The 18,764-nt window shown below is 35.1% G+C and carries 17 protein-coding genes; 7 read left to right on the top strand and 10 right to left on the bottom strand.

Going from position 1 to position 18,764, the window contains the following annotated elements:
- Nucleotides 1-10: 10 nt before the first annotated feature.
- The 4 genes from PI23P_RS10180 (at nt 11) to PI23P_RS12430 (ending at nt 4,033) form a co-directional block, all read left to right on the top strand.
- Entirely contained in the window at nt 11-1,531 is a 1,521-nt protein-coding gene (locus tag PI23P_RS10180) for a hydroxymethylglutaryl-CoA lyase-like TIM-barrel protein (protein ID WP_004570751.1), read from the top strand.
- 186 nt (nt 1,532-1,717) lie between these two features.
- Entirely contained in the window at nt 1,718-2,773 is a 1,056-nt protein-coding gene (gene leuB, locus PI23P_RS10175) for a 3-isopropylmalate dehydrogenase (protein WP_004570750.1), read from the top strand.
- Nucleotides 2,774-2,875: 102 nt separating this feature from the next.
- Nucleotides 2,876-3,709: a hypothetical protein gene (locus PI23P_RS10170; protein WP_004570749.1), complete on the top strand. Its 834-nt coding sequence runs from the start codon at nt 2,876-2,878 to the stop codon at nt 3,707-3,709.
- A gap of 156 nt (nt 3,710-3,865) precedes the next feature.
- Nucleotides 3,866-4,033 (top strand): T9SS type A sorting domain-containing protein, encoded by a 168-nt coding sequence (locus tag PI23P_RS12430; RefSeq protein ID WP_004570748.1) that lies wholly within the window; start codon nt 3,866-3,868, stop codon nt 4,031-4,033.
- A gap of 297 nt (nt 4,034-4,330) precedes the next feature.
- Here PI23P_RS12430 and PI23P_RS10165 read toward each other — a convergent pair whose 3' ends face one another.
- The 3 genes from PI23P_RS10165 to PI23P_RS10155 form a co-directional block, all read right to left on the bottom strand.
- A complete protein-coding gene (locus PI23P_RS10165; RefSeq protein ID WP_004570747.1) occupies nt 4,331-5,263 on the bottom strand; it encodes a peptidylprolyl isomerase in 933 nt (310 codons plus the stop codon).
- 98 nt (nt 5,264-5,361) lie between these two features.
- A complete protein-coding gene (locus tag PI23P_RS10160; RefSeq protein WP_004570746.1) occupies nt 5,362-6,954 on the bottom strand; it encodes a peptide chain release factor 3 in 1,593 nt (530 codons plus the stop codon).
- A gap of 44 nt (nt 6,955-6,998) precedes the next feature.
- Nucleotides 6,999-7,706: a peptidylprolyl isomerase gene (locus PI23P_RS10155; protein WP_004570745.1), complete on the bottom strand. Its 708-nt coding sequence runs from the start codon at nt 7,704-7,706 to the stop codon at nt 6,999-7,001.
- Nucleotides 7,707-7,824: 118 nt separating this feature from the next.
- Here PI23P_RS10155 and idi point away from each other — a divergent pair, with 118 nt between their 5' ends.
- Together idi and PI23P_RS10145 are read left to right on the top strand one after the other, a co-directional pair.
- A complete protein-coding gene (gene idi / locus PI23P_RS10150; RefSeq protein ID WP_004570744.1) occupies nt 7,825-8,343 on the top strand; it encodes an isopentenyl-diphosphate Delta-isomerase in 519 nt (172 codons plus the stop codon).
- A complete protein-coding gene (locus PI23P_RS10145) occupies nt 8,336-8,749 on the top strand; it encodes a 6-pyruvoyl trahydropterin synthase family protein (RefSeq protein ID WP_004570743.1) in 414 nt (137 codons plus the stop codon). Before idi ends, PI23P_RS10145 begins: the two co-directional genes overlap by 8 nt.
- 60 nt (nt 8,750-8,809) lie before the next feature.
- Here the strand turns inward: PI23P_RS10145 and PI23P_RS10140 are convergent, their stop codons facing one another.
- The 4 genes from PI23P_RS10140 to PI23P_RS10125 form a co-directional block, all read right to left on the bottom strand.
- Nucleotides 8,810-11,023 carry a M1 family metallopeptidase gene (locus tag PI23P_RS10140; protein WP_004570742.1) on the bottom strand — a complete coding sequence of 738 codons (2,214 nt, stop codon included), beginning with the start codon at nt 11,021-11,023 and terminating at the stop codon, nt 8,810-8,812.
- Nucleotides 11,024-11,164: 141 nt separating this feature from the next.
- Nucleotides 11,165-13,294, bottom strand: coding sequence for a M1 family metallopeptidase (locus PI23P_RS10135; RefSeq protein WP_004570741.1), 2,130 nt, complete (start codon nt 13,292-13,294; stop codon nt 11,165-11,167).
- Between the two features lie 23 nt (nt 13,295-13,317).
- Nucleotides 13,318-13,818, bottom strand: a complete 501-nt coding sequence (locus PI23P_RS10130) for a DUF6702 family protein (RefSeq protein WP_004570740.1) — start codon at nt 13,816-13,818, stop codon at nt 13,318-13,320.
- 80 nt (nt 13,819-13,898) lie between these two features.
- Complete coding sequence (locus tag PI23P_RS10125) at nt 13,899-14,645, bottom strand: hypothetical protein (protein WP_004570739.1); 747 nt, start codon at nt 14,643-14,645, stop codon at nt 13,899-13,901.
- Between the two features lie 101 nt (nt 14,646-14,746).
- On the opposite strand from PI23P_RS10125, the gene pepE reads away from it, so the two are divergent.
- Complete coding sequence (gene pepE, locus PI23P_RS10120; protein ID WP_004570738.1) at nt 14,747-15,448, top strand: dipeptidase PepE; 702 nt, start codon at nt 14,747-14,749, stop codon at nt 15,446-15,448.
- On the opposite strand, the gene ribB is transcribed toward pepE, so the two are convergent.
- Genes ribB through lolA1 form a run of 3 tightly spaced genes read right to left on the bottom strand, consistent with a single transcriptional unit; the run spans nt 15,445 to nt 18,763 of the window.
- The gene (ribB, locus tag PI23P_RS10115; RefSeq protein WP_004570737.1) at nt 15,445-16,590 is read right to left on the bottom strand and encodes a 3,4-dihydroxy-2-butanone-4-phosphate synthase; all 1,146 of its coding nucleotides are present in this window, start codon (nt 16,588-16,590) and stop codon (nt 15,445-15,447) included. The two genes, pepE and ribB, sit on opposite strands and share 4 nt — an antisense overlap.
- A 4-nt stretch (nt 16,591-16,594) precedes the next feature.
- Nucleotides 16,595-18,043: an LptF/LptG family permease gene (locus PI23P_RS10110; protein WP_004570736.1), complete on the bottom strand. Its 1,449-nt coding sequence runs from the start codon at nt 18,041-18,043 to the stop codon at nt 16,595-16,597.
- Between the two features lie 60 nt (nt 18,044-18,103).
- Nucleotides 18,104-18,763, bottom strand: a complete 660-nt coding sequence (lolA1, locus tag PI23P_RS10105; RefSeq protein WP_004570735.1) for an outer membrane lipoprotein periplasmic chaperone LolA1 — start codon at nt 18,761-18,763, stop codon at nt 18,104-18,106.
- Nucleotide 18,764 lies beyond the last annotated feature (1 nt).

The following is an 18,764-nucleotide window of genomic DNA, read 5'->3' as shown; positions in this document are numbered from 1 at the left end:
AGGCAAGCGTATGGTGACCAGAAAGATTGAAATAATGGATACGACACTGCGTGATGGAGAACAAACATCAGGAGTGTCTTTTTCAGTTTCAGAAAAACTAACAATTGCTAAGCTATTACTAGAAGAACTAAAAGTAGACCGGTTAGAAATTGCGTCTGCAAGAGTTTCCGAAGGGGAATTGCAGGCAGTAAAAAAAATCACAGCATGGGCTCTTGAAAATAATTGCCTTGATAAAATAGAAGTACTCACCTTTGTGGATGAAGGAAAGTCTATCGATTGGATGCTTGAATCCGGTGCGAAAGTTCAGAATTTATTAACCAAAGGTTCTTTAAATCACCTTACACATCAACTTAAAAAAACGCCCAATCAGCATTTTACAGAGATTCGGGCAACATTGCAGGCCGCAGCCAAGTTTAACATTAAAACCAATGTTTATTTGGAAGATTGGTCCAACGGCATGCGGAATTCTAAAGAATATGTGTTTGAATATTTAGATTTTCTCACAACCCAGAAAGTTGAGCGTGTTTTGTTACCCGACACACTTGGAATATTGACGCCAGAAGAAACTTTTCGCTTTGTATTGGAAGTGCGTCAGAAATATCCAAATACGCATTTTGATTTTCATGGGCATAATGATTACGATTTAGGGGTTGCCAATGTAATGGAGGCTGTAAAGGCAGGTGTAAATGGATTACATTTAACAATTAATGGCATGGGGGAGCGCGCAGGAAATGCACCTATGGCCAGTGTAATTGCAGTTATTAAGGATTTTTTAAAAGAAGTAAAGGTTACTGTAAATGAAAAAGCGCTCCATAAAGTTAGTAGGCTTGTAGAAACGTTCTCTGGTTTTAGGATTCCTGTTAATAAGCCAGTAGTAGGAGCTAATGTTTTTACACAGACTGCAGGAATACATGCAGATGGAGATAGTAAAAACAACCTTTATTTTAATGATTTAATGCCAGAGCGTTTTGGAAGAAAACGCAAATATGCATTAGGAAAGACATCAGGAAAAGCAAACATTCAGAAAAATTTGCAAGATTTAGGATTGAGTCTAAATGATGAAGAGCTCAGAAAGGTTACCCAAAGAATTATTGAATTAGGAGATCAAAAAGAAGTGGTATCTCAAGAAGATCTCCCTTATATTATATCTGATGTTCTGGACAGTGCCACAATCGAAAAACGGGTAGTAGTAGAAAATTATGTTTTAGGACACGCGAAAGGAATGAAACCATCTACTACTATAAAACTGAAGGTAGAAGGGGTTGTTTATGAAGAGCATGCACAAGGAGACGGGCAATTTGACGCTTTTATGAATGCTTTAAAAAAGTTATATAAAATCCACAGTAAAAAAGTGTTACCGAAATTAATTGATTACGCGGTACGAATCCCTCCGGGAAGTCATTCGGATGCGCTGTGTGAAACAATTATTACCTGGAAAAATAAAGACAAGGAATTTATAACACGTGGTTTGGATTTAGACCAAACGGTCTCGGCAATTAAAGCTACAGAGAAAATGCTGAATATTATTTAAAAGTGACGGTTACTTGAAGACTTTGTAAGATAAAATAAAAACGTCTTTCTATTCGATTTACTTAGATCTTGGAAGACTATTTGAGGTTATTTTAAATAAAATCAGCGTTCATAACAAAGAAGAATATAATAATGTATCAATTGTTTCTTATGCAGATCGCTTGAGTAACAAATAAAAGAGAAACCTATGAAATTAAGTATCGCAGTATTAGCAGGAGACGGAATTGGACCAGAAGTCATCGAACAGGCAATCAAAGTATCGGATGCCGTTGCAAAAAAATTCAATCACGAACTTACTTGGAACCCAGCATTAACAGGTGCAGCGGCAATTGATGCCGTTGGAGAGCCGTACCCGGACACAACACACGATATTTGTGTTGCTGCAGATGCTGTTTTATTTGGTGCCATAGGACATCCAAAGTATGACAATGATCCTTTAGCAAAAGTAAGGCCAGAACAAGGACTTTTACAAATGCGAAAAAAACTGGGTTTGTTTGCAAACGTAAGACCTACGTTTACGTTTCCTTCTTTGTTGGACAAATCTCCTTTAAAAAGAGAGCGTATTGAAGGGACTGATTTGGTTTTTTTACGCGAATTAACAGGGGGCATCTACTTTGGTGAAAAAGGGAGAAGAGACGGAGGAGAAACTGCTTTTGACAATTGTGTTTATACCAGAGCAGAAGTGCAACGTTTGGCAGTAAAAGGTTTTGAATTGGCAATGACCCGATCAAAAAAATTATGCTGTGTAGACAAAGCAAATGTTTTAGAAACCTCAAGATTGTGGAGAGAAACTGTGCAAGCAATGGAAAAAGACTATCCTGAAGTAACGGTTTCTTATGAATTTGTAGATGCCGTAGCGATGCGTTTAGTGCAATGGCCAAACAGTTATGATGTGTTAATTACAGAGAACTTATTTGGAGATATTTTAACAGATGAGGCTTCAGTAATTTCTGGGTCTATGGGGTTAATGCCGTCTGCATCAGTAGGAACAGAAAATGCTTTATTTGAACCGATTCACGGTTCATATCCTCAAGCAACAGACTTAGATATCGCCAATCCTATGGCAACCGTGCTATCTGCGGCCATGATGTTTGAGTACTTTGGTTTGAAGGAAGAAGGTCAGGCCATTAGAGATGTAGTAAACAGTGCCTTAGATACTGGAATGGTCACTGAAGATTTAGCAGATGGAGGCAAGGCGTATGGGACGATTGAAGTTGGTGATTGGTTGGCTAAAAATGTATAGTAATTAATTTTAAAAAATAATCAAAACGTTCCTTACAGAACGTTTTTTTTTGTCTATCTCATTTTCAAATGCAATGCATTTAACGGTATTGGACCCTCTTCTATGGGCAAGGCATATGTTGTTCCCTCAGTTTTTAAAACAGAAGAACCTACGAATAATGGCAGTGCCAATAGTAGTATTCATGTGATAAGTAAACCGCTAGATGCAAGAGGGATGACTAATGTAAACGTTTCTTTTGATTGGTCAGCCGGAGTAGAAAATGATGGAACTGCACTTTTAGATTTGGGAGAATTTATATATTTACGGTATGGTGTATGCTATGAGTCCGTCGCGCAATTTTCAAATGCAGCGCTTTCAGGAATAGGAACTGGTCTTAGAGCAAATGGAACTTTTAATATGGAAATGCCAAAATTGGATGGCAATACCTTTAGTTTAATTTGGAGATGGTATAACGATGCCTTGGTGCAGGGGCTTTTCAGCTTTGCGATAGATAATGTCTTCGTAACGGGACTTTCAGCGCCTGTAGAAATAAATCGATCGCACGCAGATAGTGAAAGTGTAACAATAGGAAATCAAGTGTATGATATCAGTGATCAAGATGGAGGTGTAATTGGCATCATAGAAAATGCTGATGAAGACCTTGGTTGTGTAGCTTTAAAGGTGAAAGAAACAGGAGGTAGCAAGGTTTTTAGCAACCTTGCAGCAAGTCATTCTGGAAAAGTATTAGAAATTACGATGGACGGTGCTGTGAGTACTTCAGCCAGTTATGATATTACTTTGTACTTTTCGGAGGAAGAATTAAGCGATTATATACAACCAAATACATTGCAAATCCTTAAAATTAACAGTACCAATATTGATGCCGCAGACGGAAAGTCAAAACCCAACTACGTGATTACGGGAGGGGTTCTTGAAGAAAATACTGCACGTAAATAGCGCTCCTTTAAGGGAAGCTTTGTAGGCGGTAGTGGCACAATTGCTTTAGTCAAGCAAGAAACACTGGCAAGTAACAACTTTAATATTTCTGATTTTAAAATTTTTCCAACGGTTTTTATTAATTTCGAAATTTTGACGGTTTAAAACTCAAAAATATTGATAGACAATGTCACTATTTACAGTATTACCGGACAAGTTGTGAAAGCATTTACATTTAATAATAAGAATGATGTTCGCATCCCACTTGATAAATTATCTACGGGCATTTACTTTATGCATATCCATAATGCAAAAGCCAATGCACATAAGTTTATTGTTAAATAAACAAAGTAAAACCGTTGTCATTTCTATCTTACAGCGGTTTTTCTTTTAAAACAGTGCTATTAAATAATTGTGTAAAAAAATAATTTCTATTTATTTTTGTGCTGTATGATTTAAATAATTCTTGATTTTTGAAAATTTAAAAAACAATGATGAAGTTAAAAATTCTTTGGCTACAAAGTTGTGATATTAAAAAAAACCACCAATAGGTGGTTTTTTTTAATATGTCTAGATAAAGAGAGATTAAAATTTCGAAGCTTTTGTAAGCTAAACGATCTTAAACCTTCAAATTATAGCAGCTTACTTTACACCCATAAGTTCAACGTCAAAAATAAGTGTTGCATCTGGTGGAATTACCCCTCCAGCACCAGCAGAACCGTATGCTAAATTACTAGGAATTACGAAACGTGCTTTATCACCCACTTTTAATAATTGAATTCCTTCGTCCCAGCCAGCAATCACCTGACCAACACCCAAGTTAAAATCTATGGGTTCCTTCCTTTTGTAAGAAGAATCAAAAACGGTACCGTCTAACAATTGTCCTTTATAGTGCACAGAAACTCCAGCGCCTTTAGTCGCTTGCTTTCCGGTTCCTTCCTGTAAAATTTGGTAGCGCAAACCACTTGCAGTTTCATCGTAGCCAATAGCTACAGAATCTAATAATTCTTTTTGTTTTGCCTGCTCTTCAACTTCACGCTTTTCGCGAGATCCTTCAAAAGTTCTGAAAGCTTCCACTGCGTTAAATGCTTCTGCTACTGCACCAACTCTTAGAATTTCTACCGCTGACAGCGCATCACCTTGCGCAATGGCGTCCACCACGTCTTGTCCTTCGATCACAGCTCCAAATACTGTATGCTTGCCGTCTAGCCAAGGAGTAGGAACATGCGTAATGTAAAACTGACTTCCGTTTGTTGCAGGTCCAGAATTGGCCATTGCTAATTTTCCAGGAGCATCGTGTTTTAAATCAGGATGAAATTCATCATCAAATTTATAACCAGGATTTCCTGTACCCGATCCCTGTGGACATCCTCCTTGTACCATAAAGTCTGGAATTACTCTATGGAATTGTAAGCCATCGTAATAAGGAGTTCCTTGCCCTTTTACTGAGTTCTCCAAATTACCTTCTGATAAGGCAACAAAATTACCAACCGTTCCGGGTGTTTTTTCGTGTTCTAATTGTACTAAAATTTCACCTTTAGGCGTGGTGAATTTGGCATATATACCGTCCTTCATAATGTTTAATTTTACTTTTTTTCCCCTTCCGAAAAATCGGCAACAGTCGTGAGGTTTTTATTCAATAATTAATTCTAGACTGAAGTCGAACTAATTTTTTATTTTTCAAACTCGCTTGTAAAATGCAATTTTACTGAGGGATATTTATTTTGTGTCATTTGTATGGTAAACTCTGAATCTGCTAAAAAGACTAATTTTCCTTGTTTGTCTTTCGCTAAATACCGTTGTTTTATGCGTTTGAATTCTTTGAATTCAGTACTTTTAGGGTTTTCAGGTGCTACCCAACACGCTTTGTGTGCCTGCAAATTCTCATAAGTACATTTGGCACCATATTCGTGCTCTAATCGATATTGAATCACTTCATATTGCAAAGCACCCACGGTACCTACAATTCTTCGTCCATTCATTTCTAAAGTAAACAACTGTGCAACTCCCTCATCCATGAGCTGGTCTAAACCTTTGTACAATTGTTTGGACTTCATAGGATCTGCATTGTTCACATATCGAAAGTGTTCTGGTGAGAAGCTTGGAATTCCCTTAAAGTTTAAGTCTTCCCCTTCTGTAAACGTGTCTCCAATTTTAAAGTTACCAGTATCGTGAATTCCAACAATATCTCCAGGAAAGGATTCATCTACAATTTCTTTTCTTTCTGCGAAGAATGCATTGGGACTCGAAAACTTCACTTTTTTGCCCGTTCTAACGTGCAAATAAGGAGCGTTTCTCTTAAAGGTGCCCGACACGATTTTTATAAAAGCAAGTCGATCTCTGTGTTTAGGATCCATATTTGCATGAATCTTAAAAATAAATCCAGTGAGTTTTTCTTCTTTCGAATCTACCAGGCGTTCTTCAGCTTTTTTAGGCTGTGGAGAAGGTGCAATTTCTATAAATGCTTCTAACAACTCCTTGACACCAAAGTTATTTAACGCAGAACCGAAGAATACTGGTTGCAATGCCCCCTCTAAATATTCTTCTTGATCATAAGGTGGATACACCTCTTCAATTAATTCTATTTCTTCACGCAAGGTTTGGGCAGCCTTTACTCCAATTATGAGATCCAATTCAGGATTTGAAAGATCACTGAATTCAACTCCTTCAGAAATAGATGTTTTATTGTCTCCTGAAAATAAGTTCAATTTTCTTTCCCAAATATTATAAATTCCCTTAAAATCATATCCCATTCCAATCGGAAAACTCATCGGGGTAACACGCAGTCCTAATTTTTGTTCAACTTCATCTAGTAAATCAAATGCGTCTTTCCCTTCTCGGTCTAATTTATTTATAAAAACCAGCATTGGAATGTTCCTCATTCTGCAGACTTCTACCAATTTTTCTGTTTGAGGTTCTACACCTTTTGCCACATCTATCACAACAATCACACTGTCTACAGCGGTTAAAGTTCTAAAAGTATCTTCTGCAAAATCTTTATGACCAGGAGTGTCTAAAATGTTTATCTTTTTGTCTTTGTAAATAAAAGCTAAAACAGAAGTTGCTACAGAAATTCCCCGTTGGCGTTCAATTTCCATAAAATCTGAAGTTGCTCCCTTCTTAATTTTATTGTTTTTAACAGCTCCAGCCTCCTGAATGGCACCACCAAAAAGTAATAATTTTTCAGTTAACGTGGTCTTCCCCGCATCCGGATGCGAGATAATTCCGAAAGTTCTTCTGCGTTTAATTTCCTTTAAAAAGTTCATCTACAAAAATTGAGATGCAAAGATAGGTTTTACAAAGAGAATTATCAATCTAAAACTTCAATCGTCATTTTAATATCATCAACAGGCCATTCATCTACGCCTACTTTCACTTCTGAGATCTTGTCCATCGTGTCAAATCCCGAAATTACTTCTCCAAATACAGTATGCTCATCGTTTAAATGATGTGCCCCCTTTCTGTTGTGTACCAAATAAAACTCAAAAGGACTGGAGAGTTTGTCTGGATTATTTTCCCATTGTCTAGCGGCAGCTAAAGCACCATATTTGTGTTTTCTATGCGCTTTAAATTCAGATGCTAAAAGATAATTTCCATACAATGTTCTTTGCTCTCGCGTATATGTTTCGTCAGAATTACCACCTTGAATTACAAAGTTTTTAGCCACCCTATAAATTACAGTAGTGTCAAAATAGGTTTGTTGAACTAAAAACAAAAAATTAGCTCTGTGGACGGGAACATCTGCGAACAATCTAATTTTAATCGCTCCAAAATCAGTTTTTATTACGACCATGGATTCTTTATGCTGTTTTCCATATTCGGTAAAGAAAGCAGTCACATTTTTTTTAGTTAAGCTATCCCACGGGGTTTCAATTACTTCTTGTAGCTCTTTTTTAAGGGTTGCTGACTTTTTTTCTTTGGAACTCCCTACTTTTATTTTCTTAACTTGTTTTTTCGGTGAGCATTGTTGTGAGGAAAAAGCAAATAAAATTAAAAATAAAAAGGGAATAATTTTCATAGAAAAAAAACATTTTACCTTTCAAAGATAAATCATCTGCATGCAAGAATAGAAAAATCTTATGAACTTTATTTGAAATCTTCGATTTATTGGTACCACATTTCTTATTTTTGTAACAATGAATGAATTTGTTATTTTAGTAGACGAAAAAGACCAGCAAATAGGTTTAATGGAGAAAATAGAGGCACACGAGAAAGCACTCCTTCACAGAGCTTTCTCCGTTTTTATTTTTAATAAAAAAGGAGAGTTAATGCTGCAGCAAAGAGCAGCTTCTAAATACCATTCTCCTTTATTATGGACAAATACATGTTGTTCCCATCAACGGGAGGGAGAAAGTAATGTAAAAGCAGGTAGAAGACGGCTACAGGAAGAAATGGGTTTTGTTACCGATATTAAAGAAGTGTTTTCTTTTATTTACAAAGCTCCTTTTGACAATGGTCTAACAGAGCACGAATTTGATCACGTAATGATCGGCTCATACGAGGAAGCTCCAAACGTGAATACAGACGAAGCCGCAGGGTATAAATGGATGCGTATGGAAGACATCAAAAAAGACATGGAAAATCATCCGGCAATTTATACAGAATGGTTTAAAATTATATTTAATAAATCTTACGAAAAACTAACACATGCCTAAAGTAACCGTTCACAGAAAAGCACATTTTAATGCAGCACATAGATTGTATAGAAAAGATTGGAGTGATGAGAAAAACTTTGAAGTTTTTAACAAGTGCAGCAATCCTCATTTTCACGGGCACAATTATGAATTAATTGTTTCATTGACGGGAGAAATTGACCAAGAAACGGGATATGTATTTGATCTGGGTATTCTAAAAAATCATATTAAGGTTGAAATTGAAGACGCTTTTGATCACAAAAACTTAAACATTGAAGTGCCTGAGTTTAAAGATTTAAATCCGACAGCAGAAAATATATGTGTTGTTACTTATAAAAAACTAAGAAACTTATTGCCAGAAAATTTAGATTTAGAGGTTACTTTGTATGAAACTCCGCGAAATTTCGTGAGTTATTCAGGAGAATAATTTCAGTTTAAAAAAAAACCTCGTTTACAAATTGTAAACGAGGTTTTTTTTGGATTTATTTTATTTTGACATTTTGTCTTTAAAAGTATCAAATTTTGAGTTTTCTTTTGATGGCCAGCTGTTGTTTGAAATATCTACATCTGCAGTTTCAAAGTTTGGATCTACAACAATACGCACTACTTCTTTACTAGAAGCAAAGATTCGTTTTGCAACGGTGTCATTGCGCATCCAAATTTGGGCAGGAAACGTTTCTTTTTTAGTCGTGCCGTCGGCGTAAGTAAGCTCTACAATAATCGGCATCACCAGACCTCCTGGCTTTTCAAATTCCACAGCGTAAATATAGCCAGGCACTGAATTTCCATCCACATAGGCATCCATAGCATTTGGATTTGCATCTTCTTTTTTATCTGTGATATAGACAAGATTTCCTAAATTATCAAAATACTGTTTGTATTGTTCTTTTAATTTTAACGTTTTTTCATTTGGCTTATCTGTTAAATACAACATTTTCACTTCTTTAATACCAATATCTGTAACATCTGTTGAATAAAACCATCCTCTAAAAAACCAGTCTAAATCCATTCCAGAAGCATCTTGCATTGTTCGAAAGAAATCTTCAGGTGTTGGGTGTTTAAACATCCAACGTTGCGCATAGGTTCTAAATGCATAATCAAATAATTCAGGACCCATAATTGTTTTTCTCAACATGTATAAGCCTGCCGCAGGTTTGGTATATGCATTTGGACCAAATTGTTTAACATAGTCTCCTTGTGACATGATAGGAGAGAGGTTGGATTGATCCCCACCCATATATCGCGTAATTTCTTTTGTAGGATTTGTGGCAAAGAGTTCAGGATCATATACCAATTCGGCTAAAATTTCAACAAATGAATTTAAACCTTCATCCATCCAAGTCCATTGTCTTTCATCTGAATTTACAATCATTGGAAAGAAATTATGTCCAACTTCATGAATAATAACTCCTAACATTCCTTTTTTTGTTCTGTCAGAATATGAACCGTCTGCATCCGGTCTGCCGTAATTAAAACAAATCATTGGATATTCCATTCCTTGTCTTTCAGAATGAACCGATACAGCCTTTACATATGGATAATCAAATGTTAATTTAGAATATTCAATAAGGGTAGTTGCTACGGCTCTTGTTGAATGCTCTCCCCATAACGGGTTTCCTTCTTTAGGATATATTGAAGTTGCCATTACTGTTTTACCATTAACATTCACTGCCATCGCATCCCAAATATATTTTCTTGAAGTTGCAAATGCAAAATCCCGCACTTTATTCGCCTTAAACTTCCACGTTTTGGTTTTTGTAGTGCTCCCTTTTTCTGCCAATTCAGCTTCTTCTTGAGTTACAATTAAAACAGGATTGTCAAAAGTATTTCTAGCTTGTTCATACCTTTTGCGTTGTGTATTTGTCAATACTTCCTTTTCATTTTGAAGGGTACCTGTAGCTTCCATGATATGGTCGGCGGGCACTGTTAAGTTTACTTCGTAATCTCCAAACTCTAAAGCGAATTCACTTCGGCCCCAAAACTGCATATTTTGCCATCCTTCTACATTATTGTACACGGCTAATCTTGGAAAAAATTGTGCAATCGTATAATTCTTGTTGCCATCAGGAAACGTTTCTAAACCAGAACGTCCACCATCCTTATTAATATCATTAATTAGGTAATTCCATTGAATACTGAATTCGAATGATTTTCCAGGAGCCAATGCCTCTGGTAAGTTTATGCGCATCATGGTACTATTAATGATGTGAGAAAGTGGCTTTCCATCATTGGTTACTTTTGTGATATGATATCCAAATCCTTTCTTTTCATTCATATAAGAAGACTTGAAGTCTGCTGTGGTTACAAATGCACGTGCGCCATTGATACCTTTGGAGACTGTTAACGGAGTTTTAGAATCGTCAGCTCTCATATTTTGATCTAATTGCACCCATAAATAGGTTAAATGATCCTTAGAATTATTGTGGTAGGTAATTTCTTCATCCCCATAAATTTTATTGGTACTTTCCTCTAAACGAATGTCCATTACATAATCTACTTTCTGCTGAGTGTATTGGTGGCCTGGTGCACCAGAAGCTGCATGTTGGTCATTCGGTGTTGCCAAAACATCTTTCATCTGTCTGAATTTGTTTTGATCTGTATGTCCTTGTTGTGTTGTTTTTTGTGTTGTTTTCGATTCTTGTGCTGTTGTTACAAAAGTGACAAAAAAGAGCGCAAAGACAAATAAAGAAATTTTTTTCATTTTTAATTATTTAGTTAGTGTCCAAAGTAAGCATATCCCTGGAGCTTTGTGAAAAGGCTTTAAAATTTTAACAAATCTTTATAAAAAAAAAGCAGTATGAAATTAATTCATACTGCTTTAAAAAATAGGTTTCTGTTTGCCTTAGTTTTTCATTTTCGTTTTAAATTTACTAAAAGCATCCTTTTTCTCTCTAGGGAAACTATTGTTGGACACATCTACATCTGCTGTTTCTAGGTTGGGATCAATCACAATTTTGGTTATTTGCTTTTCTGAATGCATTGCTTTTGTAACCTGTTTGTCATTGTATCTCCAAATTTGAGCAGGATATGTTTTCTTTTCTGTGGTTCCGTCATCATACGTATATTCTACAAGAATAGGCATTACAAGTCCACCTGGTTTATTGAATGTAATCTCATAGAAATATTTAGACTTTGCTGTTTTTGATTTATTAATTTTTAGACCCTTGCTAGTATCTTCAATAAAATTAACTTTTTCATTATCGCCGTCTTCAGCATAAAATTTTCTTACGTTTTCAATGCCAATATCGGTAACGTCTGTGGAATAAAACCAACCTCTCCAAAACCAATCTAAATCAATACCAGAGGCATCTTCCATGGTTCTAAAGAAATCTGCCGGAGTAGGGTGTTTAAACATCCATCTTTGAGAATACGTTCTAAAAGCATGATCAAATAATTCTTTGCCCATAATGGTTTCTCTTAAAATCCATAAGGCCGTTGCTGGTTTTCCATATGCATTGTTTCCAAACTCATATACATAGTCTCCTTTTGACATAATGGGCGCAATTCTAGATTGATCTCCTGCCATGTATTTTACAATATTTTTAGGTAAGCCTCTTCTCATTGGAAAATTAGGGTCATATGCTAACTCAGCTAACATTTCTACATAAGAGTTTAAGCCCTCGTCCATCCAAGTCCATTGTCTTTCGTCAGAATTTACAATCATTGGAAAAAAGTTATGGCCAACTTCATGAACGGTCACTTTAATCATTAAATATTTTACTCTATCAGAGTAGCCTCCATCTGGAAGGTCTGGTCTTCCTGGATTAAAACAGATTTGTGGATACTCCATTCCCATCTGCCCATCTACAGAAATTGCTTTGTGATATGGGTAATCAAAGGTATATTTAGAATAGGTCTTTAAAGTTTGTGCAACGGCTCTTGTAGAATGATCGCCATACAACGGATTTGCTTCTTTAGAATACAAAGAATACGCCATTACTGTCTTTCCGTTAATGTCTACTGCCATTGCATCCCAAATAAATTTCCGTGAAGTGGCAAAGGCGTAATCACGCACATTTTCTGCAAAAAATTTCCAGGTTTTTGTCTTTTTTGATTTATTTTTTTCAATTTTTTCTGCTTCTTCTTGTGTTCTAATCAACACAGGAGCATCAAAAGTTGTTTTTGCTTTTTCTAATCTTTTTAATTCAGTCCGAGTTAAAACCTCGTTTTCATTTGTAAGAATACCAGTTGCGCCTAACATGTGGTCTTCTGGTGTGGTAATATTTACCGTAAAATCTCCAAATTCTAGAGCGAATTCACTACGACCCCAAAATTGGTCATTTTGCCAACCTTCTACATTGTCATAAACACATAATCTTGGGTAAAATTGGGCAATTACATAGTTGTTATTTCCGTCGGCAGGAAAGTGCTCATAACCAGATCTACCACCATCTGTTCTGTGATTGTTGATATTGTACCACCATTTTATTTTAAATTCAAAGGTGTTTCCTGACTCTAGCGGTGCTGAAAGATTGATACGCATCATCGTTTGATTTACAGTATAAGAAATTGGTGTATTATCAATATTCAACACATTTTCAATTTTAAATCCACCATCAAAAGGAGCATCTACGTATGTTTTATTAAACCGTTTAGTAGAAGTACTCTTTGGAATATCATTTGGTTGAATGTCCGGAGTTTTAGAATCTGCAGCGCGCATGTTTTGATCTAACTGCACCCATAAATAGGTTAAAGTATCATCTGAATTGTTGTGGTAGGTAATGGTTTCATTCCCATAAATACGCGTATTTTCGTCATCCAAAAGAATGTCCATTGTATAATCTACCTTTTGCTGCGTATATTTCACTCCAGGAGCGCCAGAGGCTGTCCTTTGCAAGTTTGGTGTTGGCAACAACTCTTTTAATTGTTTGAACTTATTTTGATTTGTGTGGCCTTGTTGTGTTTGCGTTTTTTGGCCAAAAGCAGTACCCGTTACAAGTATAATAGCGAGTAGTAATCTTCTTGTTTTCATTATCATAGGGATTTAATTAATTTCTATTCGTAGGTTAATTTTTCTTTATATTTATCTTTGGAAAGTAAAACACTTTTATTGTTGTTACCAACTTCTGATTTTATTAGATTTTCTTGTCTTGGAAAATGCGATAGTAATAGTGTATTTGTCACTTCGATAGAAGTCACTTTTGCTATATTTTCAATTTCCAAATAAAAATAAACCAAGTCATTGTCATATTCTTTTCCGATGTAGGAGAACTCTCTTTCCAAAGAGTTCACTTTAAATTGAAGCTTATTTTTCAAATATTGCTGAAAGTACACATCATTATCTTTTAATTCTTTTTTAGTGGTCAATTGCAGATTGATATCATAATCGGTATTCAAGGCAACTTCAATATCATCCATAAAAACGTTGATTATGATCTGTATCGATTTTGTTTCTTCTTTAAATTTTATTTGCGTTAAACTCAAATAGTATTTATGAGTAGAGAAGGCGAGAAGTGGAATAAAGAGTAATAGTAAATAGCGGTTCTTGATTTTCATAAATTTTTAAAAAACACACATGAATACTCTGTCCTTAATGATATTCTGAAGAACAAACGTAAGCATATTTTTTTATTTTTTTAAAGTTGGTTAAATTCAATTGCTTTTTTTTGCAAAAATTCGATTAAAGTAAACTCCTCTTGCAATATGCGTTTGCTAAAAAGGGTATCTGTTCTACAGTAATATAGAAATCGATATTCGTCTTCTTTTTTAATATTAAACGTCTTTGTTAGATAGTACCTCATTTTAGAATAGATCAATGCAACCTCTTTTTCTTCCTGCTGTATTTTCTTTTTCTTCTTAAGAACTTTTAAATTTCCTGACAAGATATTACTAATTAACATTAAAGCACCATCAGATGCTGTATAAATTTCACGATCCACTTGGCTCATCAGCGGTCCCCCGGCGTTTGGCAATCCTAAAGTAACCGCATTTATTTCGGGCACTACATTTTTTGGAATGGCATTGATATCTATTCCAAGGATGCCAGCTAAATCATGCCGTTTTATTTTTATTTCTTCTAATTGATATATTTTGGAAATTAAATACAACTCCAAACCTTGAAAACTAAAACTGTCGTCTTTAATCTTGTATTTTTTTTCTTGATGTTGTATCGAACTGATTGCTATCGTATCTCCAATTTTAACGAAAATCTTAAAAGATCCGTCTGCTCCAGATAGTGTTCCACGACGAGAATTTAAATTTAAAATATGTGCATTGTTAATCAGTTCTAATGAATCTCTAATAATTCCGAAAAGTGCTTTTGATTCTTGAGAATAAAAAGGAATGCTAAAAGATAATAAGCAAACAAGAATTATTTTTTTCATGCACACAAAGAAAAAGAAAGTAGGGCTTTAAAAGCTGTTAACAGTATTGTAATTTTTTGTTAATTATACATTGGATACAACAATTTTACTATTTTTGAAGTATGAAAAAAATGATCCTCGCAAGTACCTCAACAATTTATGGAAGTGACTATTTAGAATATCTAATTCCCATTTTAAAATTGCATTTTAAAGAGGTGAAAACCATTACTTTTATTCCGTTTGCAAGACCTGGAGGAATTTCTTACGATGCTTATACTAAAATGGCAAAGAAAGCATTTGCGAAAATAAATAAAGAGGTAATTGGAATCCATGAGGTTAAAAATATAAAAGAGGGCCTTTTAAATGCGGAAGCTATTTTTATTGGTGGAGGAAACACCTTTGAACTTCTCAATCAGCTGCACCAAAAGCAAATCTTGATAGACTTAAAAGAAGCTATTGAAAGAGGTATTCCTTATCTAGGGACTAGTGCAGGAAGTGTTATTTGTGGATTAAATATTAAAAACACAAATGACATGCCTATTGTATATCCACCAAGTTTTAAAGGCCTGCGGTGTATATCGTTTAATATCAATGCGCACTATTTAGATCCTGTACAAGGATCTCAACACATGGGAGAGACACGAGAAACTCGATTAAAAGAATTTCACATCTATAATGATACTCCTGTTTTAGGTCTGCGAGAAGGCAGCTGGATTTCAATAGAAGGAGATAAGGTCTCACTTCAAGGAAAGCATACTGCCAGGCTGTTTAAGAAAGCGTGTGAAGCTGTAGAGTTAGAAAGTGGCGTTCTTTTAGATCTTTAATATTTAACGTAGTCCACAATTTCCAATCCATAACCGATCATACCCACTCTTTTCGTTTGCTGAGAATTTGTAATTAATTTTAGCTTGCTAATATTCAAATCATGCAGTATTTGGGCTCCAATACCAAAGTCTCTGTTATCTAGCTTAATCTCTGGCGCTTTTATCTGGCCATTTACCTGGTTTTCTTTGAGTAGTTTTAAGCGTTTTAACAAGTTTTGAGACTGATTTTGTTGATTTACAAAGAGGATTGCGCCTTTTCCTTCCTTTGTAATTACCTGAAACATTTGTTCTAGTTTTTTATCGGCGTTGTTGGTGAGAGTTCCTAAAATATCATTATTCACTAGTGTTGAATTGACCCGCGTTAATACCTGGTCTTCTTTAGACCAAGAACCTTTTGTTAATGCGATATGAATCTGATGATTATTTGTCTGCTCATACGCACGCAATCTAAATTCTCCAAAACGGGTAATAATATTATAATCTTCTTTTTTTTCTATCAAAGAATCGTGTTCCATCCGATATGCCACTAAATCTTCAATAGAAACAATTTTTATATCAAACTTTTTTGCCACGATTAATAATTCTGGCAATCGCGCCATACTTCCGTCTTCATTCATGATTTCTACGATGACTCCTGCTGGATCTAATCCCGCCAAGCGCGCAAAATCGATAGCAGCTTCTGTATGCCCCGTTCTTCTTAATACCCCACCTTCTTTCGCTCGTAGCGGAAAAATATGACCTGGTCTCGCCAAGTCAAAAGGTTTTGTTGTTTTGTCAATTAAAGCCTTTATTGTCAATGCTCTGTCTGAAGCAGAAATACCAGTAGTCACTCCTTTACCCCGAAGATCTACCGAAACGGTGAATCCAGTTTCCATAGGATCTGTATTGTTATTGACCATCATATTTAATTCCAATTCTGCACAACGTTGTTCTGTCAAGGGTGCACAAATTAAACCCCGACCGTGCGTGGCCATGAAGTTGATCATTTCTGGAGTTGCTTTTTCTGCAGCGGCTAAAAAGTCGCCTTCATTTTCTCTGTTTTCATCATCCACAACAATGATTATTTTTCCATTTCTTACATCTTCAATTGCTGCTGCAATATCGTTGAGTTGTGTTTTGTTACTATTAGATAAAGAGGTCATATTTTTATTGATCGTTTTTAGACTTGAATTTTATAAATAAATTTTTAATAGGAGTAATTATTGCATCAATATTAAACAATCCTTTGTCTTTTGTAGCTCTGCGGGTTAAGAAAATACCAAAAGGAATCATAACCATTGCTGAAATCCAGGAGCCGAGTACTGCGCTTATGGAGCTTTCCTCTGCTAAATTTTTCCCCATTGTATTGCCAAAAAAGTAGGTTACATAAATGGCAATGGCTAAAATCATTGGCAAACCAAAACCACCTTTCCTAATAATGGATCCCAAAGGTGCACCAATAAAAAATAAGATCAGACAAGAAAAAGATAAGGCAATCCTACCATAATATTCAGAATCAAAAAAGTTTAATGTTTTTCGTTTCCATTTGATACTTGTTACATTATTTTTAACACTGGTTAACGCACTGTTCATTTTTGTTTTTGCGCCATTTAAAATTCCAATTTTGTCCTGCAATTCAAAATTAGCAAGAATGCTAGTGGTGTCAATGTCAACAGGCTGTAATGAATCGTGATACACATGCAATTTTTCCGAATCTGTTATTGAAGAAATACTCCCGGCTCTGGCTGCTATCATGTCATTATAAGAAGTTTTTAAAATCGGAATCGTATCGTTTAGTTGTTCCAATTTGAGCATTTTATAGCTATTTTTAAAGCGCTCTTCGTCCAATGCTCCATCGCCAACAAGATCTGAAATATCAATATTGAACTCATATTCTTTAAACGTTGCTTGGGAAGCAGGCATGTTCTTCTTTTTCGAATAAGATCTGGTTGTCTTCGTATGGTCTTCATAATAATAGCCATCGTAGAGTATAAAGGTCATGTATCTACTACCTTCCTCAGAAATGATTTTCCCTCGCTTTGCGGTGATTATTTTCTGATTTCCTTTACTAGAACTCAAATCATATATTAAAACATTTTTTAATAAATTCTTCTCTTCACCATATTTTTCATCAAATTTAATTTGATAGCCCGGTAAGTCACTATTAAAGCTCCCTGGAATCAATGCCAAGGCGGGTTTTTTCTTTTTAATATTATAATATAAATTCTGCTGTTTTAAGATGGCATATGGAAATATATTATTCAAAAATAAAAAGTTAATTCCACTTAATAGCAACGTTAAAAAAATAAGAGGTCTTACCAATCGCTGCAGAGAAATTCCGGAAGACTTTGCCGCAGCAAACTCGTAATTTTCTCCAAGACTTCCCAGTGCCATAATAGAAGAAAGTAAAACGGCAATAGGCATTGCTTGAGGTACGATACTTAGCGAAGTATAGTACAAGAATTTTAGAATAAAAGAAAAACTAATTCCTTTGCCTGCTATGTTTTCAAAAGTCTGCCATAGTAATTGCATTACTAAAACAAAAAGAACAATTAAAAAAGTAGCCAAGAAGGGACCTAGAAACGTCTTTAAGATATATTTATCTAAAATTTTCATGGTTGCAAAAATAGTTTCTTAAAGACGCATATGCTACTAAAATACTGTTAATTGACATTATTAATCGATCGTATAATTTTCACTAAGATATTTTGCTTTGTTAAACGTAAAAAAAGCATTAGGTAAAGTTTCATTTTTTCTAAACTCAGTAATTGTAAAGGTTGTTTTTGATCCGTTAGCACCCGTTTGGATAAGTTTGAAAATATGAGAGTTCGCTAGATCGATGCCAAGTTCTACTTTTACAATTTCTGAATTACTATCCATGGGATTTAATGTAACAAACTGGATGCGTCTTCCTTCAATATTGGAGATTTTCCCCATTTTTAAATTATAACCTTCTTTGTAAAAAGTTAATAATTTAGAAGGATAAATAAAGCCATCGTCTCCACTTAAATCATTTTCAGAAGTTGAAATTTCTCTTTCGTCACGATTGATTACATAGAGGGTTTTTCCGTCATATAAGAACTGGTTTCCTAAATATGATAAGCGATACTTTTGGTCTTGTAAGTAGATAGTTCCTTTAAGCGGTTGTTCATCACCTTCTTTTATTCCAGCATCTTCATTACTTAATGTTTGACTAAAAGCGATGTACATATTTTCATACGCACCCATTTTTTTTGAAACAGCATCTAACAGCACATGAGCATTTTCATTGCTTTGTGAAAGTACCGTAATGGACATTAAAAAGAAAACGAATGATAAGCCTATTGTATTTTTCATA

The organism is Polaribacter irgensii 23-P (assembly GCF_000153225.1).
Taxonomy (GTDB): Bacteria; Bacteroidota; Bacteroidia; order Flavobacteriales; family Flavobacteriaceae; genus Polaribacter; species Polaribacter irgensii.
This window is presented reverse-complemented; position numbering and strand designations above follow the sequence as displayed.